Consider the following 22834-nt stretch of genomic DNA (forward strand, 5'->3'; position numbering starts at 1 on the left):
CCGGCCTCGAGGGCGGCCACCGCGATCTCGGCGTGGAGCCAGCCGGGGGCGCAGATGTCCACGATGTGCACATCGTCCCGGGCGATCACCGCCCGCCAGTCGGTGGCGGACTCGGCCCACCCGTACCTCGCGGCGGCCTCGGCGACCTCCCCGGCGTGGCGGCCCACGAGGACCTTCTGCTCCACGGCCGGGACATCGAAGAACGCCCTCACGTTCCGCCACGCCTGAGAGTGGGCCTTGCCCATGAACGCATACCCGATCACCGCCACACCCAGGGCCCCGGTCATCGCGAGACCTCCCGGCCGAGGAGCGCGGACTCTGTGCGGCTCGTCGCTGCCACAGGAGCGTCCGTGTCAAACCAGCCTCGGGGTCGATTGCTGACCTCCGGGGCGGCACGGTGCAGGTCCGGCTGCGCCGCCCAGCGGACGCCGTTTGCGAGGACCCGACGGACCTGAGGATGGTGGTAGACGGGGTACTCCTGGTCCCCCGGGCTGAAGTAGAAGATCCTGCCCCTGCCCCGGGTGAACGTCACGCCAGACCGGAAGACCTCACCCCCCGCGAAAGAGCTGATGAAGATCAGGTCGTCCGGCTCCGGGATGTCGAACAGCTCTCCGTACATCTCCTGCTGGGGGATGACGATCGGGTTGTCGATCCCATCAGCGATGGGATGTGACGGCTTGACGGTCCACACGAGCTCACGCTCCCCTTCATTGCGCCATGCCAGGGAACAGCTGGTGCCGAGAAGCCGTGTGAAGACCTTCGCGAAGTGCCCCGAATGGAGCACGATCAGTCCCATGCCGCCGAGGACATGACGCTGCACACGATCCACGACGTCGTCGGCCACCTGCCCGTGAGCCTTGTGGCCCCACCACAGCAGAACGTCGGTCGTTGCCAGAACCTCCTCCGACAGTCCATGGTCCTGATCCGTGGCGAGCGTCGCGGTGGAGATGTCGGCGGCGGGAAGCGCCTGACGGAGACCGGCCGAAATCGCACCATGGATCCCCTGGGGATACATCTGGCCGATGTGCTCGGGCTCGTTGAGGGACTCGTGCACCCCCTCGTTCCACACCAGAACGCGCAGCTTCTCACCGTTGGTCACAGCTGGACCTCCTTCGCCTCACGCGCGGAGCGGTAGCATGCGTCAATGATCTCTGCCCGGCCCAGCGCCAGCGATCCGTCATGGGACCCCCACACGGCCGCTCCGGCACGCACGGCCGCAATGAACTCCTCCACGACGGCTTGGTGGCCTCGTCCCGGCAGCGCATGAGGCCAGTAGTCCGCGTTGACCCCTTCCTTGTCGGTGAAGATCGTCAGCTCCCCCACGGGCGCTGACGGCGATCCCTTCGCCTTCAGTTCTGCTCCGCCATCAGTCCCGTAGACCATGAAGTCGAGAAGGTCGTCCTTCTCCCGGTAGCTCGCCCATCCAGCCTCGACCAGGAGGGTCGCGCCTCCTTCCAGCCGCAGGAACGCCGACGCGAAGTCCTCGACCTCGAACGCATGTTCCGCGCTCATCGGCGAGAAGCGCGCACTGCCGCCGCGCCCTCGCGGGCCCAATTCCGCATGGGCGGACGCCGTCACGCTGAGGACCTTCGGCTCGCCGAGGAGGTGCAGGGCGTAGTCGAGGACATGCACGCCGATATCTGCCATTGGGCCGCCCCCGGAGAGCTGCGGGTTCGTGAACCAGCTGCCGAGCCGCGGGATGCCGGTCCGGCGCAGCCATGACGCCTTGGCGTAATACGGCCGGCCGAGCTCGCCGGCGTCGATGATCGACTTGAGCTTCTGGATGTCCCCACGGCGACGGTGGTTGAAGGCGACGTCGAGGACCCTTCCAGCCTTCCGGGCAGCAGCGACCATCGTGCGGCCCTCATTCGCTGTCCGCGCGAGCGGCTTCTCGCTCAAGACGTGCAGCCCGCGCTCGAGGGCAGCTATCGCGATCGGGGCGTGCAGGAACGTCGGAACCGCGACGCTCACGGCATCCAGGTCCTGATACTCGAGCATGTCCTCCCAGCGGAGGAAGGCCTGGGGAATGGCGTACTCGGCTTGGAGGGAGTGCAGCAATTCCTCCTCCATCCCGGCAAGGGCGACGATCTGCACGCCGGGGATCGTGCTGTAGGCCTTGAGATGCTGCTGACCTGCCCAGCCGATGCCGACGACGCCGACCTTGAGCGGTGAGGGAACAGCACACTGTTCGGAGTTCACTGGATGATTCCTTCTGTTCGGTGTGTGACGAGGAAGTGCCCGGCTCAGCCCTTGACGGCCCCGGCCGTCATGCCAGCGACGATCCGCTTCTGGCAGATCAGCACGAGGACCACGAGCGGTACCGTGACGATGACTGAGGCTGCGCTGATCCGTCCCAAGGGGATGTCGAATTCGCTCATGCCGTTGAAGAAGGCGATCGCGACTGGGACAGGCCTGGCCGCGGGCGAACTCGTCAGTGTCACGGCCAGGAGGAATTCGTTCCAGACCGAGATGAACACGAGAATCGCGGTGGTGGCGAGGCCCGGCACCGCGAGCGGCAGGATCACTCTCCTGAAGGCCTGGAACGGCGTGGCCCCATCAACGTATGCGGACTCCTCGAGCTCTCGGGGGATGTCCCTGAAGAACGAGGTCAGGGTGTAGATCGCCAGGGGCAGCGCGAAGGTCAGCTTGGGGATGATAAGGCCCAACAGGGTGTCGTAGAGGCCGATCTCGCGCCATATGGCGAACATCGGTGCCGCGATCGCGATGGCGGGAAATGTCGTGACAGAGAGGACCAAGGTCAGCACGAGGGCCTTCCGGCGCATCTTCAGACGGGCCAGCGCGTAGGCGGCAAACGAGGCGAACACCAGCGCGATGACGGTCGTGACGACGGCGATGATCACCGAATTCCTCAGGGCGAGGAGGAAGTCACCGTTGCCGAACACCGAGAGGTAGTTCTCGACGGTTGGCTGGCTCGGAAAGAGCTCGCCCTGGCCCAGGCTTGCACCCTTCTTGAGCGAGGTGCTGATGAGCCAGTAGAACGGCACGAGCGAGAATCCCATGACGACCACGGCGAACACCCAGACCAGCGGATGGAGACGGTCCCTGCCCCGGCGACGCTTCGGCGCACGCGTACTCTCAATGGACTGGATGGAGGGACGTGAGGCGGTAGCAGTGCTCATGAGCGGTCCTCCCGTGCAATGTCGCGGATGTTCCCGCCTCCGAAGCGGATGTACACGGCGGAGACGATCATGACGGTCAGGAAGGTGAGGATGGACAGCGCGGACCCTTGGCCGACAAGCCGGTTCTCGTTCAGCTGGCTGTACGCCAGCATGGACATGGACTGCGTCCCGTTCGCGCCGTGCGTGAGAACGAAGGGAAGGTCGAAGATCCTCAAGGCGTCGAGCGTGCGGAAGATCGCCGCGAGGACGATGGCGGGGCGGAGGAGCGGAAGGGTCACGTGGACGAAGGTCTTCCACCTTCCCGCGCCATCGAGCTCCGAGGCCTCGTAGGTTTCCTGGGAGATGGCCTGCAGGCCCGCGAGAATGATCAAGGCCGCGAACGGCGTCGTCTTCCACACGTCTGCCATGACGATGACGGCCATCGCGTACCCCTGTTCCCCGAGCCACACGACGCCGGCCCCCGGAAGGTGGAGCGCGGAGAGGATCTGGGGCACGAACCCCGTGGTGGGATCGAACATCGTCTGCCAGGTGATCGCGCTGACCACCGTGATGATCGCGTACGGGATTAGCACGACCGTCCGGAGGATCGCCCGTCCGCGGAAGGCGAGGTTGAGCAGCATCGCCATGCCCGTGCCGAGGACGATCTCGAGCGCGACGGAGCTGCCCGCGAACAGGAAGGTCTGCCCGAACGCCTTCCACCAGTCCGCCCCGGCGAGCGCATCGGTGTAGTTGGCCAAACCTACGAAGCGGGACAGGCCCGCCTGACGGAGGCTGTACTGGTTGAGCGAGAGCCAGACTGCATAGCCCACCGGGACGGCAGCGACCAGAGCCATGAGCACAAGCGATGGTGCCGTCATGGCGGCGGCGAGGCGCCGCTCGGCATGGTCTCGGGTGCTGCGATGGCGATCGGCCCCTGGGATGCGGATAGCCATCGTCAGAAGCTCGCCTGAGCGCTCTTGATCTGGTCGGCCATCTTCTTCACTGCGTCTTCCGTGCCAGCCGTTCCCGCGAGGACGGAGTAGACGTTCTTGTTGATCGCCTCAGAGATCTGGGCGTACACCGGGGAGACGGGCCGCGGCTTGGCACCCTTGACGGAGACCAGCAGCTCCTGGGCGAACGGCATCTTTGCGAGGACGTCCGGGTCCGAGTAGGCCGCCTCACCTGCGGGAGCCTGCGAGTAGTCCATTGCCACGTGCTTCTGCCACTCCGGTGAGGACTCGAAGTTGATGAAGGCGACGGCCGCCGCCGTGTTCGACGAGAATGCTGAGATCGCCAGATTCCAGCCGCCCAGCACGCCGCTTCCCTTCGAGCTCCCGTCGAAGGACGGGAGGGGCGCGACACCGAAGGTGCCCTTCAGCGGCGTCGCATTGAGCTGTCCGTAGACGTTCGGCCAGTTGCGCTGGTAGCCGAACTTCCCGGACTCATAGGCAAGGCGGGTCGCGTTCTCCTCGTAGGTCAGCACCCCACGGTCGGCGGAGCCGTTCTTGATGCCCTCCGCCATGAAGTCGAGAACCTTGCGGGTCTCAGGCGAATCGACCTTGACGTTTCCCTGGTCGTCGATCACCTCGCCGCCGGCACTGTAGAGGAGCTCGAGGAAGTTCACCGTGAGCCCCTCGTACTGCTTGGCCTGATAGACGAGGCCGTTTCCCGGGGCCTTTGCCGCCTCGGCGTAGAGCTGCTGCCACGTCTCGGGCTTCGCCACCTTGTCCTTGGCGTAGTAGATGAGTCCGGCGTTCGTGTAGAACGGCGTTGCCCAGGACTTGTCCTTGTATCGGGTCGTGGCAACAGTCGAGGGGATGAGCGTGCCCTTGACGGCGTCGGTCACCTTGGTCACGTCCTGAAGCCAGCCCTGGGACGCGAACTCTGGCGTCCAGGTCACGTCGGTCAGGTAGAGGTCGCATTCGCTGGACTTGGCTTGAAGACGCTGCACGGCCTGGGTGCGACTCTCGTCAGTAGTGGCGCCGAGAACGGTGTACTTCGCCGTGATCCCCGGATTGGCCTTCATGAAAGCCTCGACCGTGCCCTTGTAGAGGCCGACCGAGTCCCTGCCACCGCAGATGGACAGGGCCCCGGATGCTCCGTTGGCAATGGCCGGGTCCACGGCTTGAGCTGAGGGTGCGGACGACGCTGCCGTGCTGTTTCCACATCCGGTGAGGGCGAAGCCAATGGCTCCTGCTGCTGCAACGAGGGCGGCGATCCGTCGCCGCCCCTGCCCGCGGGAGACGCCACGCTGCCGTGCAGCCATGGGCGTCGGGATCGAAGAGGGTGTGAGGTCCACAGATTGCTCCTTTGGGATCTGGAGGCTCGAAGGGCAGGCGGTGGATCGATTCCGCACATGCCGAATCGATCCACCAGCAATCCAAAAAGGAAGTGCCCCGGACCGGCTACTGCTTGCCGGATCGATTCAGCACTTCGTCGATACTTTCAGGTGATTCTCGTCACTGTCAAGGGGAGTCGTGGCAGCCGCATGACTCCCGAACCATCAGTTCGGGCGCGAAGACCCGCTGGGTGATCGGCCCTGCCGGATCCTCGATGACGCTCAGGAGCAGCTCTGCGGTCGCGCGTCCGAGCCTCTCCGGCCGAGTCGCGACCGAGGTGAGTGGAGGTTCCCATAGGGCGGCTGTACGCACATCGTCGTAGCCGATGACGCGGACCTCGGAAGCCCTCCCCGCACGGCGCAGAGCGCGGTAGACGCCGAAGGCCACGCCGTCGCTCTGACACACAATGGCCTCCGGAAGCGCGCCACGCTCGAGGAGCTGCTCCCCGGCGCGCAGGCCGCCCGCACCGCTCGAGGGACTCTCGACATCGACGAAGTCGCGGAGATCCACACCGGCCTCGGTCAGCGCTGCGCGCACGCCCTCGATCCTGTCCCTCCGCGAGAGGTGGCCGGCAAGTCCGCCGACAAACGCGAAGGACCTGGACCCATGGCTCAGAAGGTGCTCGGCTGCGAGGCGACCGCCGAGCCTGTCGTCAGGACCGACATAGGGAGCAGAAACTCCCTCCAGATACTTCGTGACGAAGACGTGAGGCATGCGCGAGGCCTCCAGCCCTTGGAGGAAGCTTCTCCCCGAGCGCGTCGCCGGCATGATGGCCAGCCCGGCAACCTGGTACTCGCGGAGCTCGCTGACCAGCTCGTCCTGCCGCACGGGATCGTCGGAGGACGCGACGACGAGCGAACGGAACCCCGCCTCCGCGAGTGCCGCCTCGAGACCGACGAGCAGCTCCCCGAAGAACGGATTCGCGATGTCGGTGACGATGACGCCGACCGTCGTCGTCCGCTTGGTCCGCAGCGATGCTGCACCCCGGTTGTACACGTAGCCCAGTTCGCGCATCGACTGGTGGACGCGGTCCTGAGTCTCCCTCGACACGCGGCCAGTACCAGTCAGCACGTTCGACGCGGTCGTCCTCGAGACGCCGGCGTGCGACGCGACATCCTTGAGGGTGACCGCTTGAGCCATGCGGACAAGATAGCAGGATCGATTCACCGCAGCGCCCCGAAGCGTGGTCGGGGCCACGGCTTCAGGAGTTTCCCAAAGCTCACGCGACCGTCACGGCCCCGAAACACGCGCTCACTACCGTTTCACGCATACAACGCGGCACCTCGAGTCAGGAGAGCGTCATGCAGACCCACCCCAAGCTCATCATCCGGCGCGTTCCGTGGAGCAACCCCGTGGGCCGCGACCTCCGCGCCGCGCAGCAGGCCGAACTCGATTCGCGCTGGGGTCACGCCGACCACGAGGCCGGGGACGCGCCGTCGGCCGCGGACGTCGCGATCTTCCTCATCGCCTACGAGCGCGCCACCGGGCAGCCGCTCGGCTGCGGCGGGCTGCGCTGGGTCGAGCGCACGACGGCGGAGGTCAAGCGCGTCTATGTCCTCCCCTACGCGCGCGGGGCCGGGATCGCGACCTCGATCCTCACCGCGCTCGAAGCGGAGGCCCACGGCGCCGGCGTGACGCTCATGCTCGCCGAGGCTGGGTCAGCGCAGCCGGACGGGAAGATGTTCTACGAGGCGGCCGGCTATCGGCGCATCCCCAACTTCGGCCCGTATCAGGAGCTCGACGACTCCATCTGCTACGGCAAGCCCGTCATGAACCCCGTGCGCATCCACGCCGTCGGCTGAGGGGACGGCCTACCACTCCAGCTGCTCCGCCCGCGAGCGCCATCGGATCCAGTGCCGCCAGACGCTCGGGGCCAGGACCACGAAGACGCCCACGATCGCGCCGATCACGGTGTCGATGAAGCGGTCGTGCAGCAGGTCCAGCGGGTTGACGTGGGCCACGAGCAGCGTGGACATGAGGGCGAGCGGCGTCACGCACACCTGGGCGAGGAAGTACTGGCGCGCGATCAGCATCTCGGCGCCGAACTGGCACGCCGCGATGAACACGACCATGAGCCACGCCGCCGGCCGGATCGCCACGATCCCCGCGAGGACCGCGAGCCCCACCACGGTGCCGAGGATACGCTGGACGCCCCGGTCCACTCGGTGCCGGGTCGAATGCCCCACGAGCGGGACCACCGCGGCGACCATCGCCCAGTAGTTGTGGCCGAACCCGAGGGACTGGCCGACGATCGTCGCGAGCGTCCCGGCGATCCCGGCGGCGATGAGGTAGCCGAGGGATTCGAGCCACAGCACCTTCCGCTCCTCGGCGCCGAGCCGGATGCGCCACGCCGCGCGGACGGCGTCCCAGGTGAACGGGGTCCGGCGCGATGGGTGGACGCGCGATGCCACGCCGATGGCCAGGCTGAGGGCAGCCGAGCCCGCCGCGGCGAGCATGGCCTCCCCGAGCGGCGGCTGGTGCGGCATCGACGCGACGGCCGCGAACGCGAAGATCTGGAAGAGCGAGCCCGAGGGCCGCAACCGCCACAGCCCGACGACGACGGAGCACGCCCACGCGACCAACGTCGTCGCCCCGACGATCGCCCACGGGTCCATCGCTCCGCCCGGGCTCAGCCGGGCCCCGACCGTTGCCGCGAACAGGACGCCAACCATGAGCAGCCCCGCCCGCACCTGCGTCACGATCCGCTGGCGGTGCGGCTCATTGCGGCCGTAGATGCCGGTGAACGCGCCGAAGCTCGCGAAGATGGCGAGGTCGAGCCGGTTGACCGCGACGAGCGTGATCAGCGGCACGAACACGCCCACCGCGCAGCGCACGGCGACCTGGTGGTCGTTCCTGAGCGGGCCCATGCTGAACAGCAGCTCGCGCACGAACCTCCGGACCCGGAAAAGCACGACGGCGCGCCGCCCGCCCGGGCGCGCGGCGCCGTCGTGCGTCATCTCGGAAGCGCTCACTCCGCTGCGGCGAGCTGGCCGCAGGCGCCGTCGATCTCCTTGCCGCGCGTGTCGCGCAGGGTCGTGGGGATGCCGGCCGCGCGCAGGGTCTCAATGAACTCCTGCTGCACGGGCCGCTCGGAGGAGGTCCAGATCGAGCCCGGTGTCGGGTTGAGCGGGATCGGGTTCACGTGGACCCAGCCGCGGCCGCGCTGGTTGAGCTTCTTGGCGAGGAGGGCAGCGCGCCAGGCGTGGTCGTTCATGTCCTTGATGAGCGCGTACTCGATGCTCACGCGGCGGCCGGTCTTCTTGTAGTAGTCGTGCGCGGCGTCGAGGGCGTCGTCGACCTTCCAGCGGTTGTTGACGGGGATGAGCTCGTCGCGGAGCTCGTCGTCGGGCGCGTGGAGGGAGAGCGCGAAGGTGACCGGGAGGTCCTCGTCGGCGAGCTTGCGGATCGCGGGGACGAGGCCCACCGTCGAGACCGTGATGTTGCGGGCGCTCATGCCCAGGCCCATCGGGACCGGGTCGACGAAGCGGTGGACCGCGTTCATGACGCGCTTGTAGTTGGCCAGCGGCTCGCCCATGCCCATGAAGACGATGTTGGTGACGCGCTCGTCGTCGTGCTCTTTCTCGCCGAGCTCGCCGGCGGCGATGAGGCGGTTGGCGGCGACGACCTGGTCCACGATCTCCGCGGTGGACATGTTGCGGGTCAGGCCCGCCTGGCCCGTCGCGCAGAACGGGCAGTTCATGCCGCAGCCGGCCTGGCTGGACACGCAGAGGGTGATGCGGCCCGGGTAGCGCATGAGCACGGACTCGACGAGCGCGCCGTCGAAGAGGCGCCAGAGGAACTTGATGGTGTTGCCGTCGTCCGTCTTGAGGCGGCGGACCTCGGTCAGCAGCGGCGGGAAGAGCTCGGAGACGAGATCCTCCCGGCCGGCCTTGGGGAGGTCGCTCATCGCGGCCGGGTCCGTGGTCCAGTGCTGGAAGTAGTGGGTGCTCAGCTGCTTGGCGCGGAACGCCGGGAGGCCGAGCTCCTTGAGCTTGGCCTGGCGCTCCTCGAGGGAGAGGTCCGCGAAGTGCTGCGGGGGCTGCTTGACCCGCGGGGACGCGAACTGGAGCAGCGGCCGGCCCTCGGGGGTGCGCTGCTGCTCCCAGCCCTCTGCCGTGGGCAGGACCTGGGGACGGGTGTCGGGAGAGGCAGGGCGAGAAGTCATCCTTCCCATCATCCCACGCCCGTTTGCTGAAGTGACAATCCGGGGACTATGATTCCGCTCTCGCGAGGGTGGTCGGGGCCGGGGCGGGGTCGCAGCTGGGCGGGCCGGGTCGTTTGGGCGGGCGGGGTCGTTTGGGCGGGCGGGGTCGTTTCGGGTACAGGTCCTTCCGCCCCCAAAGCCTTTCGGGTACAGATCTTCCGGCCTCCGGGCCTTTCGGGTACGCACGACGGCGTGTGGCCGACCCACGCGCGTGCGCCGCGCCGTCGTGCGCGCTTTCCCGGCCGACGCCAGGAGGCGGCTTGTCGCTGTTGAGACAGGGTATGACCCCCCCTGCGACGGCTTCTTGCGTGTGAGACGCCCTCAGGCGATCTCCCTCGCGCCAAGCCGTCTCACCCCATCGCTACGCTCACACCTGGCGCCCTGACGATTTGGCGTACCCGAAACGCCGCCCTGACGAATTTGGCGTACCCGAAACGCCGGCCTGGCGAGTTGGCGGGCGAGTTGGCGTACCCGAAACGCCGGGCGACCCGAATTCGCGTACCCGCAACGCGGCGCGGCGAGGCGCCAGGGGACCCGCCCGCCGTCAGGCCTGCCGGGCCGGCGACGGCGCCGCGGCCTGCTCGGCGTACAGCCCCGCATACGTCCCCCCGGCCGCGAGGAGCTCGGCGTGCGTTCCCCGCTCGACAATCCGCCCGCCGTCGACCACGTAGATCACGTCCGCGCCGACCACGGTCGAGAGCCGGTGCGCGATCGCGATCGTCGTCCGGCCGTGGGCAGCGGCATCGAGGGCCCGCTGGACCAGGCGCTCGGAGACGGTGTCGAGGGCGCTCGTCGCCTCGTCGAGGATGAGGACCTCGGGGTCCTTCAGCAGCACGCGCGCGATCGCGATCCGCTGCTTCTCCCCGCCGGAGAGCCGGTAGCCCCGCTCTCCCACCACCGTGTCGTAGCCGTCCGGGAAGGACTGGATGGTGGCATGGATGTTCGCCGCGCGGCAGGCGGCCTCGAGCTCCTCGAGCGTCGCATCGGGCTTGGCGTACCGCAGGTTCTCGGCGATCGAGGCGTGGAACAGGTACGTCTCCTGGCTCACGACGCCGATATGGCTCACCAGCGACTCGCGCTCGATGTCCCGCACGTCCCGGCCCGCGAAGCGCACCGACCCCGAGGTCGCCTCGTAGAAGCGCGGGATGAGGTATGAGACCGTCGTCTTGCCCGCGCCGCTGGGCCCGACGAAGGCGACGTACTGCCCCGGCTCGATTGCGAACGAGACGTCCTCCAAGGTGGCCCGCTCCTCGCCGCGCGCGTCCGGGTAGCGGAACGTCACGCCGTCGAACGCCACCTCGCCCAGACGGGGCGCGCCGTCGGGGAGGGGGGCGGCGTCGGGCGCGTCGGCGATCGCGGGCTTGAGGTCGAGGTACTCGAAGATGCGCGCGAACAGGGCGCCGGAGGTCTGCAGGTCGAGGGCCACGCGCATGAGGGCGATGAGCGGGAAGAGCAGCCGGGCCTGGACGTTGGTGAACGCGACGATCGTTCCGGCGGTGATCGCGGCCGGAGCGCCGGCCCCCACGCTCCCGGTCAGCAGCCACCCCGCCACGAGGTACACGATGGCCGGGATCGAGGACATGAAGATCGTCACGAGGGCGAAGAAGTACTGGCCGCTCATGGCCTGGCGGATCTGCAGCCGGACCAGGTTCCGGTTCTCCTTCGAGTACCTGCCGATCTCGTCCGGCTGGCGGTTGAAGCTCTTCGACAGCAGGATCCCCGAGACGCTCAGCGACTCCTGGGTGATGGCAGTCATGTCGGAGAGGGACTCCTGGGTCTTCGTCGCGATCCGGGCGCGGACCTGCCCGACGCGCCGCTGCGCGACGACGAGGAACGGCATGAGCACGACGGCGATGAGGGTCAGCTGCCAGTTCAGCGCCACCATGGCCACGAAGGCCGCGATCACCGTCACGACGTTGCCGACCACCCCTGAGACCGTGTTCGACAGCACCCCGGCGACCCCGCCGACGTCGTTCTGCAGCCGCGACTGGATCACGCCCGTCTTGGTGCGGGTGAAGAAGCTCAGTTCCATGGACTGCAGGTGCGTGAACAGGCGCACGCGCAGCGAGCCCATGACCTCGTTGCCCACCGTCGAGGTCAGGTACGTCTGCCACACCCCCAGCAGGGCCGAGAGCACGTACGCGCCGACCATGAGGCCCACGAGCTGGACCAGCGTGGGGACGTCGGGGCGGCCCGCGGGCGGGAAGAGCCCCTGGTCGAAGATGCGCTGGGTCAGCAGCGGCGGGGCGACCGAGAGCGCCGCCGCCGCGAGGACCAGCACCACCGTGAGCACGAGCGCCCCGCGGTGCGGGCGGAACAGCTCGGCGATCCGCGCGAGCAGGTGCGGGATCTTGGGCGCCTCGGCGTTGAGCTTCTTCTGCAGCGCCACGTCGCCGGTTCCAATGCGCCCGCCGCGCACGACGGCGCCGGGTCGCCCGGGCGGGTGCATTGACATGGCTTCTCCCGACTCCGCTATTCCGCGAGGATCAGGTACAGGGCCTTGCGGGCCTCATCGATCTTCGCGGCGGCCTGGGTGCGCTGCTCGTCCGTCGCCGCCGTGCGGAACTGGTGCAGGACGCCCATGAACTTGCCAACGCTCTCTATGAACGCCTCGGTCGCCTCGCTCGTTCCGGGGGCAGAGTCCCAGGCCTTGGTGAGCTCCTCTGCGTGGTCCGCGGCGTAGGCACGGCCGGCGTCGGTGAGGGTGTACTCGGTGCGCTTGCCCTCGCCCGCCTGCTCGACGAGCTCCTCGTCGACGAGCTGGGCGAGCGTCGGGTACACCGAGCCGGGGCTCGGCTTCCACATGCCGTTCGTCTTGGCGCTCGCGGCCTGGATGATGCCGTAGCCGGTGAGGGGCTGCTCGGTGAGGAGCGAGAGGACCATGGCCCGCACGTCCCCGCGGCTTGCGCGGCGTCCCCCGCGGGGGCCGAACCCCGGCGGGAAGCCGTGGCCGGGATGATGGCCGCCGGGCCCGAAGCCGTGTCCGGGGAAGCCCGGGCCCCCGGGCGCGAAGCCGGGGATGCCGCCGCGGGGGCCGGCGGGACCGAAGCCCCGCTCCCCTGGGCGACGTGGTCCGTCGTGATGGTGCATTTCTTCATGATGATGGTGTCGCGCGTTTTCGCACACGGTGTTCTCCTGAAGCGGATCGATATGTCCCGGCTCCGGACGGAACCGATATCTAACGATATATCGCTGAACATCGGAGAACAACCCCTCCCTTCGCCGAGGTCACCTCTTCTGGCGCCGAGGTCACCTCCTGTGATGCCGAGGTCACCTCTTCTGGCGCCGAGGTCACCTCTCGGAGCCTGCCAGCGGGACATCAGCTGCCCGCAGCCGCTTCTGCTGGGTGAATTAGCTCAGGAGACGCGGCTTACAGCAGCACATGCGGGCCCGCCAACTGCATTCCCCGGCGGGGTGACCTCGGCGCCACACCCGGTGACCTCGGCGCCACACCCGGTGACCTCGGCGGCACACGGGGTGACCTCGGCGGCACACGGGGTGACCTCGGCGGCTAGGGGCGGACCTTGTGGCGGCTCACGATCGAGACGCGGTTGAAAGCGTTCATCGAGACGGCGGCCCAGCACAGCGCCGAGTACCGGGCGTCCCCGAGCTCGGCACGTGCGCGAGCGAGGGCAGAGATGCGCTCCTCGTCGTCGGGCAGGTGCGTGACGGCCTCGGCGATGTCGAGGGCGGCCCGCTCGAGCACCGTGAACAGCCCCGCCTCGCGCCACGCCGGCAGCACGTGCAGCTTCCGCTCCGGCACGCCCGCCTCGACCGCAAGCCGCCCATGGAGGTCCAGGCAGAACGCGCACCCGTTGATCTGCGAGATCCGCACCGAGGCGAGTTCCACGACGGCGCGCGGCAGGCCGGCGTCGTCCGTCACCTTCCGCACCTGGAGGGCGAGGGCGTTGAGGGCCTTCCAAGCCGCGGGGTCGGACTTGTCGAGGTAGAAGGCGGGCTCGTCGTCGGGTTCGGGGGCGGGGCTCTCGGTCATGGACCCATCATGGCCGGAAAACGCCAAACGGCCCCCGGAACCTGGAGGTACCGGGGGCCGTGGCGCGGGCGCAGGAGGCTACTTGGTCTGCCACCCCGTGTAGCACTCGGCGATGTAGGCGCGGCCGTGCTCGGACTCGAGCAGGGAGCGGAGCTCGCCGAGCTGGCGGGCGCGGAAGAACGCGTGGTTCTCCTCCTGGGGGACGGTATGCAGGAGCGTCGTCATCCAGTAGGAGAAGTTCTGGGCCTTCCAGACTCGGTCCAGAGCACGCTCGGAGTAGGAGTCCAGGATCGCGGACGAGCCGGACTTGAAGTAGGAGTCGAGGCCCTCGAAGAGCAGCCGGACGTCGTGCAGGGCGAGGTTGAGGCCCTTGGCACCCGTCGGCGGGACGGTGTGCGCGGCGTCGCCCGCAAGGAACATGTTCCCATACCGCATCGGCTCGTTGACGAAGGAGCGGAACGGCAGCACGACCTTGTCCGTGACCGGCCCCTCCTTGAGTTCGAACCCGTTGCCGTTGACGCGCAGGCGCAGCTGCTCCCAGATCTGCTCGTCCGTCCAGTCGGCAGGGTTGGTGCCCGGGTCGCACTGGAAGTACATGCGCTGCACGGTGTCGGTGCGCTGCGAGATGAGCGCGAAGCCGTGCTCGGAGTTCGCGTAGATGAGCTCGGGGGAGCTGCGCGGCGCCTCCGTGAGGATGCCGAACCAGGCGAAGGGGTACTCGTTGAAGTACCAGCGCCGCTCGGACTCGGGGATCGCGAAGCGGCAGTGGCTGCGGGAGCCGTCGGCGCCGACGAGGATCTGGGCGCGGAGCTCGAAGTCCTTGCCGTCCTCGTCGGTGAAGAAGACCTTGGGCTGGCCGGTGAGGTCAGCGGTGTCGACGTTGGAGCACGAGTAGCGGACGTCGCCGCCGTCGGCCTCGCGGCGCGCGGCGAGGTCGTCGAACACGTCGTTCTGCGGGTACAGCCACACCGACTGGCCGACGAGGCCCTTGAAGTCGATGCGGTGGCTCACGCCGTCGACCCGGAACTCGGTGCCCTCGTGCTCGTGGCCGTTGCGCAGGACGTTGTCCACGCCCGAGTCGACGAGCAGGTTGACGCTGCCGGCCTCGAGGATGCCGGCGCGGATGGTGCTGGAGATGGCCTCGCGGCTGCGGATCTCCACGACCGTGTTGTCGATGCCGGCCTGCGCGAGCAGGTGGGAGAGCATGAGGCCTGCAGGGCCTGCGCCCATGATGGCCACCTGGGTGGTGATGACGGTGCGATCGCCCATGATCGTTCCTTTCGGGGGTGGGGCCGGCTCGCGGGATCCGCGGCGGCGAAGCGTCTGGAATGAGTGTGACGCGCATCGCCTGCGCCGCGTACCCCAATTCCATTGATCGGAAGACGCCGACGAAAACGAGAGGCATGCTCCCGGCGTCGTGCGCCGTTCGGCACGCACGACGGCGCCCGCCCGCCGCGCGCGGTCGGGCCGCCTACTGCGCGCGCTCGCCGAGCTGCCTGCCGATGCCCCGGGCCGCCGTCATGAGCGCTGGGACGAGCTGCTGGATCCGTACCTCGGCGAGCGGGACCACGACGCCGATGGCCGCGACAGGCCGGCGCTGGCGGTCGTGGATGGGCACGGCGATGCCCCACGTGTCGGGGTCGACCACGCCGGCGAGCTCCGCGAAGCCCTGGGTCGCGGCCGCGGCGAGGATCTGACGGACATGCTCGGCGGTCGTCCTCCCCGTGGGGTCGCGGAAGCGCGCGAGGTAGGCCGCCTGGACGTGCGGCGGCTGCGCAGACATGATCGCCACGCCGGCGGAGGAGATGTGCACGGGCATGCGGCCCGCGACCTTGGCCCGGTTGGCCACGGACCCCCTGCGGGAGAGCCGCTCGACGAAGAGGACGTCGTCGCCCTGGAGCACCGCGAGGTTCACGTTCTGGTTGAGGACCTGGTGGATGTCGTCCATGAAGGGCAGCGCCGCCTGGCGCAGCACGAGGGTGGGCGAGTTCCGGTTCACGAGCTCCCAGAGCCGCAGGCCGAGCTGCACCTTGCCCCCTGGGGCCTGCTCGAGGAGTCGGTGCTCGGCGAGCTGCTTGACGAGCCGGTGCGCGCTCGTGAGCGGGAGCCCGGCGCGGGCCGAGAGCTCGCCGAGCGGGAGCGAGCTGACGCCCTCGGGGAAGGCCTCGAGGATGCGGACCACGCGGTCCACCACCGAGTCCCCGGTCGTCGAATTCGCCATCTCCGCCTCGCTCCTGTCGCGCCCGCCCTGGTCCAACCAGATTCCATTGAATGGATCTCAGTGTCGCACACGACACGGCGCGGTGATACACCTCTCAGGTGCGGAACGATGCAATGATGCCCCAGACCCCCGTGTCCTCGAAGAAATCCCAGTGGCCGGTGTGGCTCTGCTGGCTCGCCATGGTCCTCGATGGCTTCGACCTCGTGGTCCTCGGCGCCGTGATCCCCACGCTGCTCAAGACCAAGGAACTCGGCTTCGACCCGGTCGGCGCCACATTCGCTGCGACCATCTCCCTCGTCGGCGTGGGCCTCGGCGCGCTGTTCATCGCGCCGCTCTCCGACAGGTTCGGCCGCCGGCGCCTGCTGATCGCGTGCGTCGCGTGGTTCTCGGTCTTCACCCTCGCGGTGGTCATCGCGCCGAACGTCGCGCTCTTCGGCCTGTTCCGGCTCCTCGCGGGCCTGGGCCTGGGCGCCTGCCTCCCGGCTGCGCTGGCCTACATCAACGACTACGCCCCGGCCGGCTCCGGCGCCTCGAACACGACCCGCACCATGACCGGGTACCACGTGGGCGCCGTCGCGACGGCGTTCCTCGCGCTCATGGTCATCCCGGACTGGCGCGTGATGTTCATCGCGGGCGGCCTCGCCGGCCTCGCGCTCGTGCCGTTCCTGTGGTTCAAGCTCCCCGAATCGCTGCCGTCGAAGGCCGCACCCGAGGGCACGCTCGAGCCTGCCGAGGTCGCCGAGGAGTCCCAGCCGGTCGGCTTCAAGAGCCTCCTGCAGAAGCCGTACCCGCTCGTGGCGCTCGGGATCGCCGTCGCCTCCTTCATGGGCCTCCTGCTCGTCTACGGCCTCAACACGTGGCTGCCCACCCTCATGGCCGAGGCCGGGTACTCGCTCAGCTCGTCGCTCACGCTCCTGCTCGTGCTCAACATCGGCGCCGTGGCGGGCCTCGTGCTCGCAGGCTGGCTCGCGGACAAGCACGGGGCCAAGCGGATCGTGCTGATGTGGTTCGGGGTCTCCGCGGTGCTGCTGGCGTTCCTGAGCATCAAGATGCAGAACGAGCTCCTCCTCAACGCGGCCGTCTTCGTCACCGGCGTGTTCGTGTTCAGCGCCCAGGTGCTCGTCTACGCCTGGGTCTCGCAGATCTTCCCGGCGCACCTCCGCGGCACCGCGCTCGGCTTCTCCGCCGGGGTGGGCCGGATCGGCGCCATCCTGGGGCCGGCCGTGACGGGCACACTCGTGACGCTGGGCATCGCGTACCCGTGGGGCTTCTACGTCTTTGCCGCGGCCGCCGTGCTGGCCGTGTTCGCACTCGTCGCCGTCCCGCACGTCGTCCCGGGCCGCAACGACCTCTGACGCCTTCCCTCTGGGGGTCACCTCCTGAGAGTCACCTCAGGTGACCCCCAGGAGGTGACCCCCAGGAGGTAACCTCCAGAAGGTGATCCTCAGACGGCGGAGGGGCGCGGGCGCACCAGGGTGGCCCACAGGTGCCAGAGCATCCCGGCGAACGCGGCGAGGAACGCCGCAACCGCCACCCACAGCTCCGCGCGCCCGATCGTGGCGACGATCGGCAGGTGGTCAGCCCGGCCGAGGTAGATCCCGGCGACGGCGTACATGCCGAGCGGGAAGATGACGCTCCACAGGCCCGGCTCATAGGCGAGCGGGACTCGGTGGACGAAGTGCCGCCACCATCCCGCGGCCACCAGCACAGGGAACAGCCACGAGGCGAAGGACCAGAACACCACCGAGGAGCCGGCCACGAGTCCCCGCGTCGCGTCCACCATCGGCGCACCGGCCATCTCCACGATCCGGGCCCCGGCGAGGACGCTGATCGCCATCGCGCCCATCGCCACGAAGTACTGCGGACGCAGGTCCTCGGGCCGGATCGGGTACGTCATGAGCCGCAGGGACACGAAGATCCCCACCGCCGCGTAGAGGATGAGGCCCACGGACCAGGCGACCACGGCGGTCAGGGCCAGGGCCGAGCGCCACTCGTCGCCCACCCCGGGCTCGAGCGACGCCGCCGCGACCGCCACGGACTGGCTCGCCACCACCCAGATGAACCACGTCCCGTTGGCGTCCCTGACTACGGGCCGCTCGTCCCGGCCGAGCACCGCGGTCCACGGCACCACATAGCCCAGGACCACCCAGGCGAGCACCGCCACGGCGAGGAGCGCCGCCGTCGCCCCTGACCAGCCGGCCATGCCGAGCCGCACGCCGAGGACATCGGTGCCCGCGATGAACGTGAAGAACCCGAACGCGCGGCCCGGATCCATGAAGTCCCGCGCCATGGCGTCCCGGAAGCGGGTCAGCCGGATGAGGTTCAGCACGAGGATCACCGCGTACGCGACACCGCAGATCCACAGGAGGACGGCGGAGAGCACCCCGAACCCCTCGAGCTCGAGGCCCACGGAGATGATCCCGCTGGCCATCACGAGCGCGAAGTACCCCGGCGTGAGCGTCTGGACCGCCTCCGCATAGCGGGAACTCACAGGTTCACGGGGAGGGGCAGCGCTCATGCCCGCAGTCTAGTCAGGGGACCAGGACCACCTTTCCGGTGTTGCCCCGCGCCTCGAGGTAGGCGTGGGCCGCCCCCGCGTCCGCGAGGGGGAAGGTGCGGTCCACGTGCGGGCGCACCCACCCGTCGTCGACGCCCTGGAGGATGGCTGTCGCCCAGCCGCGGACCTTCTCGCCTTCGGTGAACAGGTGCCCGAGGTTCACGCCGAACACGCCGAGGTTCCGGTTCATGAGCGGGATGGGGTTGAACAGCGGCTGGCGCGCCACGAGCCCCAGGAGCTTGAGCTTCCCGGGCAGCCTCGACGAGACCGAGCCGGCCACGCTGAACATCCCCAGCCGCCCGGACGCCCGGAGCACCCTGTAGCTCTGCTTCCAGTGGCGGCCGCCGAAGGGGTCCAGAACGAGTTCGACGCCGCGGCCTCCCGTGAGCCGCATGACCTCCTCGGGCCAGTCCTGGGTGGTGTAGTCGATGGCCTCATGGAGGCCCCGCTCGGCCAGGAAGGCGTGCTTGCGGGCACTCGCGGTGCCGATCATCCGCGCGCCGACGTGCCGCCCGATGTCCACGGCTGCCAGCCCCACTCCCCCGCCGGCGTTGTGGATCAGGACGGTCTCGTCCGCCGAGAGGGAGCCCATGACCACCATGAGCTGCCACGCGGCGAGGTACGTCACCGGGATGGCCGCGGCCTCGGCGTACGACAGCCGGGACGGCTTCTCGAATACCTGCTCCTGCGGGACGCAGACCATGTCCGTGTACCCGCCGAAGTGGGTGAGGGCGACGACGTCGCGCCCCTCCCACCGCGGGTCTGCCTCCGGCCCCACGGCGTCCACCACGCCCGAGACCTCGTAGCCCACGACCGCCGGGAACCGTGACACGTCCGGGTACAGGCCCTTGCGGGCGAGGATGTCCGCGAAGTTGACCCCCGAGGCCCGCACCTGGATCCGGACCTCCCGTCCCCGCGGCGTCGGATCCGGGCCTCCGCGCAGGGCCATCCGCTCGGGACCGCCCACCCCGGTGATCACTGCCTGCCTCACGCCTCACCCCTGTCCTCGTCAAACCCCGGCCCTCGTCGCCGACGGGGCGATCATAGCCCCGCCCGGGAAACGGCCGGGGAGTCTTCCCTGGGCCCCGTAGCCTTGGAGCACCGACGGAAGGACGCCCATGCCCGCGCACATCATCCGCTTCGCCGACCTCCGCCCGGAGAAGTGGCGCAACGGCGGCGGAACGACGGTCGAGATCGCGAGCGGGCCCGAGCGCACCCCCGCCTCAGAGGAGGACTGGGGCTGGCGGCTGAGCATCGCGGACGTCGAGCGCGCCGGCGACTTCTCCGCCTTCGAGGGCATGGAGCGCGTGCTCACAGTGGTGGAGGGCGAGCTGCTGGTCCTGACCGTGGACGGCCGCGAGCACGGCCTCGAGCGCTTCCGCCCGTTCCGGTTCGACGGCGGTGCGCCCGCCAGCGCGGTCCTGCCCACCGGCTCGATCCGCAACCTCAACCTCATCACCCGCCGCGGCGCGTTCACCGGCTACGTGACCATCCTCGAGCTCTCCAAGAAACGCTCCCTGCCCCTCTCGGCCGGCCAGCTCGGCGTCCTCCTCCAGGGCGACGCCGCCGCCTCGGGCGCGGGCCCGGCGGACGACGGCGGCACTCCCCTCGGGCGGTACGACACCGTGGTCGCCGGTGCCGCAGAGGAGGGCGAGCTGCCGGTCGAGGTGTCCGGCCGGGGCTTCTTCGCGGTGGTCTCCCTCGAAGCCGACTCCCCCGCGGACTCCCCTGAGGCCGACTAGCTGACCGCTTCCGCCCAGTGGAAGCCGCGGGTGGCGGCGAGCACGCGCGGCGCGGTCCACTGGCACCATGGCACTGAAGCGCACGGCGGCCGTGAACCACGTCGGCCGGGAGGTCGCCTCGTCGATTCCCGCGGAAGCCGACGGGGTGTTCGGCCTCGCCGAGACCGGCGACCACGGGCTCGACGGCGAGCTGTCACGGATCTGGCCGCGCGCCGTCGTGCATCTGGGGGTGCGCAGCAACGACGCCCACACGCTGTACGCGGTGGCGATCGCGCGCTCGCTGCTGGCAGCGCACCCGGGGGCGGAGGCCGGCGTCGTGCTTCCGGCGATCATGCTGCACGACATCGGCTGGTCGCGGGTGCCGGCCGCCGAGGTGCTCGAGGCGATCGCGCCCGGCGGCGGGCGGCCTGACCTCGTGCTGCTGCACGAGAAGGAGGGCGCCCGGCTCGCGGAGGGCATCCTCGCCGAGGCAGGCGTGCCCCCGGAGCGCGCGGCGCGGATCGTCGAGATCATCGACGGCCACGACTCGCGGCGCGAGGCGATCTCGGTCGAGGACGCCATCGTGAAGGACGCTGACAAGGTCTGGCGGCTGACCCCGCACGGCATCGACACGGTCATGGACTGGTTCGGGCTGGACCGCGGTCAGGCGCTGCGGCTGTGCAGCTCGCGTGTGCACGCGCACCTGTTCACGGACGCCGCGAAGGCGCTCGCGAGGGGCCTCGCGGCGATCGAGTCCGCGAACCTGTGGCCGGAGCGGGCGGCGCTAGAGTTGGGGGACGTTGGCCCTGCCGCTTGAACGCTGTCACCAGGCGATCAGCGCTACGGACGGCCCAAGGTTGCCCCACGCGCGGCTGGAGCTGGCCGTCACGCTCATGATGCGCGGCGACGCTAACCATGAAGCCAAGAATCGCCATGCCGGCAACAAAAGAATAAATAACGCCGCGTTCGAAGGTTCCCGAAAGATCACTGCTGGGATATAGGACCATCGATACGGCTGATGTGACGGCGACGATCGCCAGCACAAAGAACGTAATGCTCGCATTGGTGCGCTTGAACCAGAGAACTCCTATTGCGGCGAGGGAAATGACGATGCCCGCCAGAAGGACTCCGACGGCACCCACGTGGACAGTAGAAACGTAGTCTTCAGGGAATGCGCCAATGAGGACGATGGCAAGGCCGGTGAGAACGAGAGACCAACGGATGACGAGCGTGGTCACGCGCGCAAGGGCCGTGTGCTCGATCCTGAGCTTCCCGCTCTTCTCCCCGCGGCGGACATCTCTGTAGGCAAGCTCCAGGTCGCCGGCGTGCGCCGCGATCCAGAGCACTGGTGACGTGATGAGACACGCAGCCACGACGACGCTTACACCGATGAAGATGAGGGCGAGATCCATTGCCGCGAAAGACGGCGAACACACATATCGTGGCGGATTGCCTTGGTCCCCGCACTGGGTCGCGCCGAGGTCACTGATGTAATTCGCTATGTAGCTATACGCGCCGTGACCCTTCCACCCGAGCTGGACGACCCACTCGAAGATCACAAAACCCAGCATTGCCCTCGCCGCCCAGGATCCGAGCATGTGACGAGAGTCAGAGGTCCTAGGACGCCGGCCCAAGGACCATCCGCCAAGCAGTTCGATCCACGCCTTCACCTTGTCCATGGCGATGATTAACTCTCGCGAATGGAAAAGGTGCAAGAGGTCCGCTCCACGTGACGATTACAGGAAAAGCAGCGAATGTTGTCCCCCACTTTCTCGACGCGACACGTCCGAGAGCGGGCGGCGCTAGAGTTGCCCTAGCCGCAGCGGGCGCGCCAGCGCCGGGCTCAGGACGCCGAGCGGCGGCACAGCGGCAGGGGCGGGAGGCGCGATGGCGGGCGGCAGCAACGAGCCGGGCCGCACGGTCACGTCCAAGTCGCTGGCGATCCTGTTCGCGTTCGAGTCCGGGCGCCGTTCCCTGAGCCTCTCGGAGCTCGCGGAGGCAGCCCACCTGCCGCTCAGCACCACCCACCGGCTCGTCGCGGAGCTGGTCGAGTGGGGTGCCCTGGCACGGGACCCGCAGGGCCGCATCCAGCTCGGGCTTCGGCTGTGGGAGCTGGGCCAGAACGCCGGGCGGGCGCTGCGCGACACGGCGCATCCGTTCATCCAGGATCTCTTCTCGCTCACCGGCGAGACGGCGCACCTCGCGATCCGGGAGGGCCACGAGGTCCTCTACATCGACCGCATCTACGGGACCAGGCGCGTCCCGCGGGCCTCCCGCGTGGGCGGGCGCCTGCCCATGCACGCGACAGCCGTCGGCAAGGTGATCCTCGCCTACGAGGAGGACTGGGTCCGCGACGCATACTTCCACCGGCACCTCGAGCAGCCCACGGCGTACACGCACGTCAACCCGGCGCGCCTCGCCGAGGAGCTCGTCCAGATCCGCGACCAGGGCTACGCGACCACGGCCGAGGAGATGCGCCTGGGCTCCGCGTCGATCGCCGTGCCCGTCTTCCACACGGGACGGATCGGGGCCGGGCTCGGGATCGTCGTCCTGTCCTCCCAAGCCGGCACGATGCTCCGCCACCTGCCCACGCTGCGCGGCATCTCGGCGCAGATCGAGCGGGCGACGGCGCACATCCCCCTCGAGACCCTCCGAGCCAGCGCGAAGATCGGGGGGTGA

General features: G+C 69.0%; 22 protein-coding genes. 5 read left to right on the forward strand and 17 right to left on the reverse strand.

Translation table 11 applies throughout. The features are described from left to right. The 7 genes from ACQ5BE_RS09575 to ACQ5BE_RS09605 form a co-directional block, all read right to left on the reverse strand. On the reverse strand, positions 1-287 hold a 287-nt coding region (locus ACQ5BE_RS09575; RefSeq protein WP_430296805.1), incomplete at its 3' end, for a Gfo/Idh/MocA family oxidoreductase. Then, the gene (locus tag ACQ5BE_RS09580) at positions 284-1099 is read right to left on the reverse strand and encodes a ThuA domain-containing protein (RefSeq protein ID WP_430296806.1); all 816 of its coding nucleotides are present in this window, start codon (positions 1097-1099) and stop codon (positions 284-286) included. The genes ACQ5BE_RS09575 and ACQ5BE_RS09580, both read right to left, overlap by 4 nt. After that, on the reverse strand, positions 1096-2199 hold the full coding sequence (locus tag ACQ5BE_RS09585; RefSeq protein WP_430296807.1) for a Gfo/Idh/MocA family protein: 1104 nt from the start codon (positions 2197-2199) through the stop codon (positions 1096-1098). The genes ACQ5BE_RS09580 and ACQ5BE_RS09585 overlap by 4 nt, the downstream gene beginning before the upstream one ends. 44 nt (positions 2200-2243) lie before the next feature. After that, positions 2244-3140 (reverse strand): carbohydrate ABC transporter permease, encoded by an 897-nt coding sequence (locus tag ACQ5BE_RS09590; RefSeq protein ID WP_430296808.1) that lies wholly within the window; start codon positions 3138-3140, stop codon positions 2244-2246. Beyond that, positions 3137-4072 (reverse strand): carbohydrate ABC transporter permease, encoded by a 936-nt coding sequence (locus ACQ5BE_RS09595; protein ID WP_430296809.1) that lies wholly within the window; start codon positions 4070-4072, stop codon positions 3137-3139. Before ACQ5BE_RS09595 ends, ACQ5BE_RS09590 begins: the two co-directional genes overlap by 4 nt. 2 nt (positions 4073-4074) lie before the next feature. Then, the gene (locus ACQ5BE_RS09600) at positions 4075-5241 is read right to left on the reverse strand and encodes an ABC transporter substrate-binding protein (protein WP_430296810.1); all 1167 of its coding nucleotides are present in this window, start codon (positions 5239-5241) and stop codon (positions 4075-4077) included. 343 nt (positions 5242-5584) lie between these two features. Further along, positions 5585-6598: a LacI family DNA-binding transcriptional regulator gene (locus tag ACQ5BE_RS09605; protein WP_413249011.1), complete on the reverse strand. Its 1014-nt coding sequence runs from the start codon at positions 6596-6598 to the stop codon at positions 5585-5587. 161 nt (positions 6599-6759) lie between these two features. On the opposite strand from ACQ5BE_RS09605, the gene ACQ5BE_RS09610 reads away from it, so the two are divergent. Continuing rightward, positions 6760-7260, forward strand: a complete 501-nt coding sequence (locus tag ACQ5BE_RS09610; RefSeq protein WP_208710733.1) for a GNAT family N-acetyltransferase — start codon at positions 6760-6762, stop codon at positions 7258-7260. Between the two features lie 9 nt (positions 7261-7269). On the opposite strand, the gene ACQ5BE_RS09615 is transcribed toward ACQ5BE_RS09610, so the two are convergent. From ACQ5BE_RS09615 to ACQ5BE_RS09645, 7 genes are all read right to left on the reverse strand, one after another. Beyond that, positions 7270-8325: an FUSC family protein gene (locus ACQ5BE_RS09615; RefSeq protein WP_430296973.1), complete on the reverse strand. Its 1056-nt coding sequence runs from the start codon at positions 8323-8325 to the stop codon at positions 7270-7272. A 101-nt stretch (positions 8326-8426) separates the two neighbouring features. Continuing rightward, the gene (gene rlmN, locus ACQ5BE_RS09620; RefSeq protein ID WP_430296811.1) at positions 8427-9623 is read right to left on the reverse strand and encodes a 23S rRNA (adenine(2503)-C(2))-methyltransferase RlmN; all 1197 of its coding nucleotides are present in this window, start codon (positions 9621-9623) and stop codon (positions 8427-8429) included. A gap of 583 nt (positions 9624-10206) precedes the next feature. Continuing rightward, positions 10207-12117: an ABC transporter ATP-binding protein gene (locus ACQ5BE_RS09625; RefSeq protein WP_430296812.1), complete on the reverse strand. Its 1911-nt coding sequence runs from the start codon at positions 12115-12117 to the stop codon at positions 10207-10209. A 17-nt stretch (positions 12118-12134) separates the two neighbouring features. Further along, positions 12135-12752, reverse strand: a complete 618-nt coding sequence (locus tag ACQ5BE_RS09630) for a PadR family transcriptional regulator (protein ID WP_430296813.1) — start codon at positions 12750-12752, stop codon at positions 12135-12137. Between the two features lie 421 nt (positions 12753-13173). Beyond that, positions 13174-13656, reverse strand: a complete 483-nt coding sequence (locus ACQ5BE_RS09635; protein ID WP_430296814.1) for a carboxymuconolactone decarboxylase family protein — start codon at positions 13654-13656, stop codon at positions 13174-13176. A 78-nt stretch (positions 13657-13734) separates the two neighbouring features. Continuing rightward, the gene (locus ACQ5BE_RS09640) at positions 13735-14925 is read right to left on the reverse strand and encodes a 4-hydroxybenzoate 3-monooxygenase (protein ID WP_430296815.1); all 1191 of its coding nucleotides are present in this window, start codon (positions 14923-14925) and stop codon (positions 13735-13737) included. 202 nt (positions 14926-15127) lie between these two features. Beyond that, complete coding sequence (locus ACQ5BE_RS09645; RefSeq protein ID WP_430296816.1) at positions 15128-15877, reverse strand: IclR family transcriptional regulator; 750 nt, start codon at positions 15875-15877, stop codon at positions 15128-15130. A gap of 116 nt (positions 15878-15993) precedes the next feature. Between ACQ5BE_RS09645 and ACQ5BE_RS09650 the strand changes: the two genes are divergently transcribed. Then, entirely contained in the window at positions 15994-17232 is a 1239-nt protein-coding gene (locus ACQ5BE_RS09650) for an MFS transporter (RefSeq protein WP_430296817.1), read from the forward strand. A gap of 89 nt (positions 17233-17321) precedes the next feature. Here ACQ5BE_RS09650 and ACQ5BE_RS09655 read toward each other — a convergent pair whose 3' ends face one another. Both ACQ5BE_RS09655 and ACQ5BE_RS09660 read right to left on the reverse strand, forming a co-directional pair. Further along, positions 17322-18395, reverse strand: a complete 1074-nt coding sequence (locus ACQ5BE_RS09655; RefSeq protein WP_430296818.1) for a tellurite resistance/C4-dicarboxylate transporter family protein — start codon at positions 18393-18395, stop codon at positions 17322-17324. Positions 18396-18408: 13 nt separating this feature from the next. After that, the gene (locus ACQ5BE_RS09660) at positions 18409-19425 is read right to left on the reverse strand and encodes a zinc-binding dehydrogenase (protein ID WP_430296819.1); all 1017 of its coding nucleotides are present in this window, start codon (positions 19423-19425) and stop codon (positions 18409-18411) included. 127 nt (positions 19426-19552) lie between these two features. Between ACQ5BE_RS09660 and ACQ5BE_RS09665 the strand changes: the two genes are divergently transcribed. Both ACQ5BE_RS09665 and ACQ5BE_RS09670 read left to right on the forward strand, forming a co-directional pair. Beyond that, entirely contained in the window at positions 19553-20176 is a 624-nt protein-coding gene (locus tag ACQ5BE_RS09665) for a HutD/Ves family protein (protein ID WP_430296820.1), read from the forward strand. 67 nt (positions 20177-20243) lie between these two features. Continuing rightward, entirely contained in the window at positions 20244-20972 is a 729-nt protein-coding gene (locus ACQ5BE_RS09670) for an HD domain-containing protein (protein ID WP_430296821.1), read from the forward strand. On the opposite strand, the gene ACQ5BE_RS09675 is transcribed toward ACQ5BE_RS09670, so the two are convergent. After that, positions 20863-21753 (reverse strand): hypothetical protein, encoded by an 891-nt coding sequence (locus ACQ5BE_RS09675; RefSeq protein ID WP_430296822.1) that lies wholly within the window; start codon positions 21751-21753, stop codon positions 20863-20865. The two genes, ACQ5BE_RS09670 and ACQ5BE_RS09675, sit on opposite strands and share 110 nt — an antisense overlap. Before the next feature lie 289 nt (positions 21754-22042). Here ACQ5BE_RS09675 and ACQ5BE_RS09680 point away from each other — a divergent pair, with 289 nt between their 5' ends. Continuing rightward, a complete protein-coding gene (locus ACQ5BE_RS09680; protein ID WP_430296823.1) occupies positions 22043-22834 on the forward strand; it encodes an IclR family transcriptional regulator in 792 nt (263 codons plus the stop codon).

This window comes from Sinomonas sp. B1-1, assembly GCF_050474465.1.
Lineage (GTDB): Bacteria > Actinomycetota > Actinomycetes > Actinomycetales > Micrococcaceae > Sinomonas > Sinomonas flava.

Coding starts and splice junctions, on each gene's coding strand:
- ACQ5BE_RS09650 (WP_430296817.1), top strand. CDS start 15,994: ATGCCCCAGACCCCCGTGTCCTCGAAGAAATCCCAGTGGCCGGTGTGG.
- rlmN (WP_430296811.1), bottom strand. CDS start 9,623: ATGACTTCTCGCCCTGCCTCTCCCGACACCCGTCCCCAGGTCCTGCCC.
- ACQ5BE_RS09615 (WP_430296973.1), bottom strand. CDS start 8,325: ATGGGCCCGCTCAGGAACGACCACCAGGTCGCCGTGCGCTGCGCGGTG.
- ACQ5BE_RS09590 (WP_430296808.1), bottom strand. CDS start 3,140: ATGAGCACTGCTACCGCCTCACGTCCCTCCATCCAGTCCATTGAGAGT.
- ACQ5BE_RS09635 (WP_430296814.1), bottom strand. CDS start 13,656: ATGACCGAGAGCCCCGCCCCCGAACCCGACGACGAGCCCGCCTTCTAC.
- ACQ5BE_RS09595 (WP_430296809.1), bottom strand. CDS start 4,072: ATGGCTATCCGCATCCCAGGGGCCGATCGCCATCGCAGCACCCGAGAC.
- ACQ5BE_RS09630 (WP_430296813.1), bottom strand. CDS start 12,752: ATGCACCATCACGACGGACCACGTCGCCCAGGGGAGCGGGGCTTCGGT.
- ACQ5BE_RS09670 (WP_430296821.1), top strand. CDS start 20,244: ATGGCACTGAAGCGCACGGCGGCCGTGAACCACGTCGGCCGGGAGGTC.
- ACQ5BE_RS09645 (WP_430296816.1), bottom strand. CDS start 15,877: ATGGCGAATTCGACGACCGGGGACTCGGTGGTGGACCGCGTGGTCCGC.
- ACQ5BE_RS09625 (WP_430296812.1), bottom strand. CDS start 12,117: ATGTCAATGCACCCGCCCGGGCGACCCGGCGCCGTCGTGCGCGGCGGG.
- ACQ5BE_RS09640 (WP_430296815.1), bottom strand. CDS start 14,925: ATGGGCGATCGCACCGTCATCACCACCCAGGTGGCCATCATGGGCGCA.
- ACQ5BE_RS09655 (WP_430296818.1), bottom strand. CDS start 18,395: ATGAGCGCTGCCCCTCCCCGTGAACCTGTGAGTTCCCGCTATGCGGAG.
- ACQ5BE_RS09680 (WP_430296823.1), top strand. CDS start 22,043: ATGGCGGGCGGCAGCAACGAGCCGGGCCGCACGGTCACGTCCAAGTCG.
- ACQ5BE_RS09665 (WP_430296820.1), top strand. CDS start 19,553: ATGCCCGCGCACATCATCCGCTTCGCCGACCTCCGCCCGGAGAAGTGG.
- ACQ5BE_RS09610 (WP_208710733.1), top strand. CDS start 6,760: ATGCAGACCCACCCCAAGCTCATCATCCGGCGCGTTCCGTGGAGCAAC.
- ACQ5BE_RS09605 (WP_413249011.1), bottom strand. CDS start 6,598: ATGGCTCAAGCGGTCACCCTCAAGGATGTCGCGTCGCACGCCGGCGTC.
- ACQ5BE_RS09675 (WP_430296822.1), bottom strand. CDS start 21,753: ATGCTCGGATCCTGGGCGGCGAGGGCAATGCTGGGTTTTGTGATCTTC.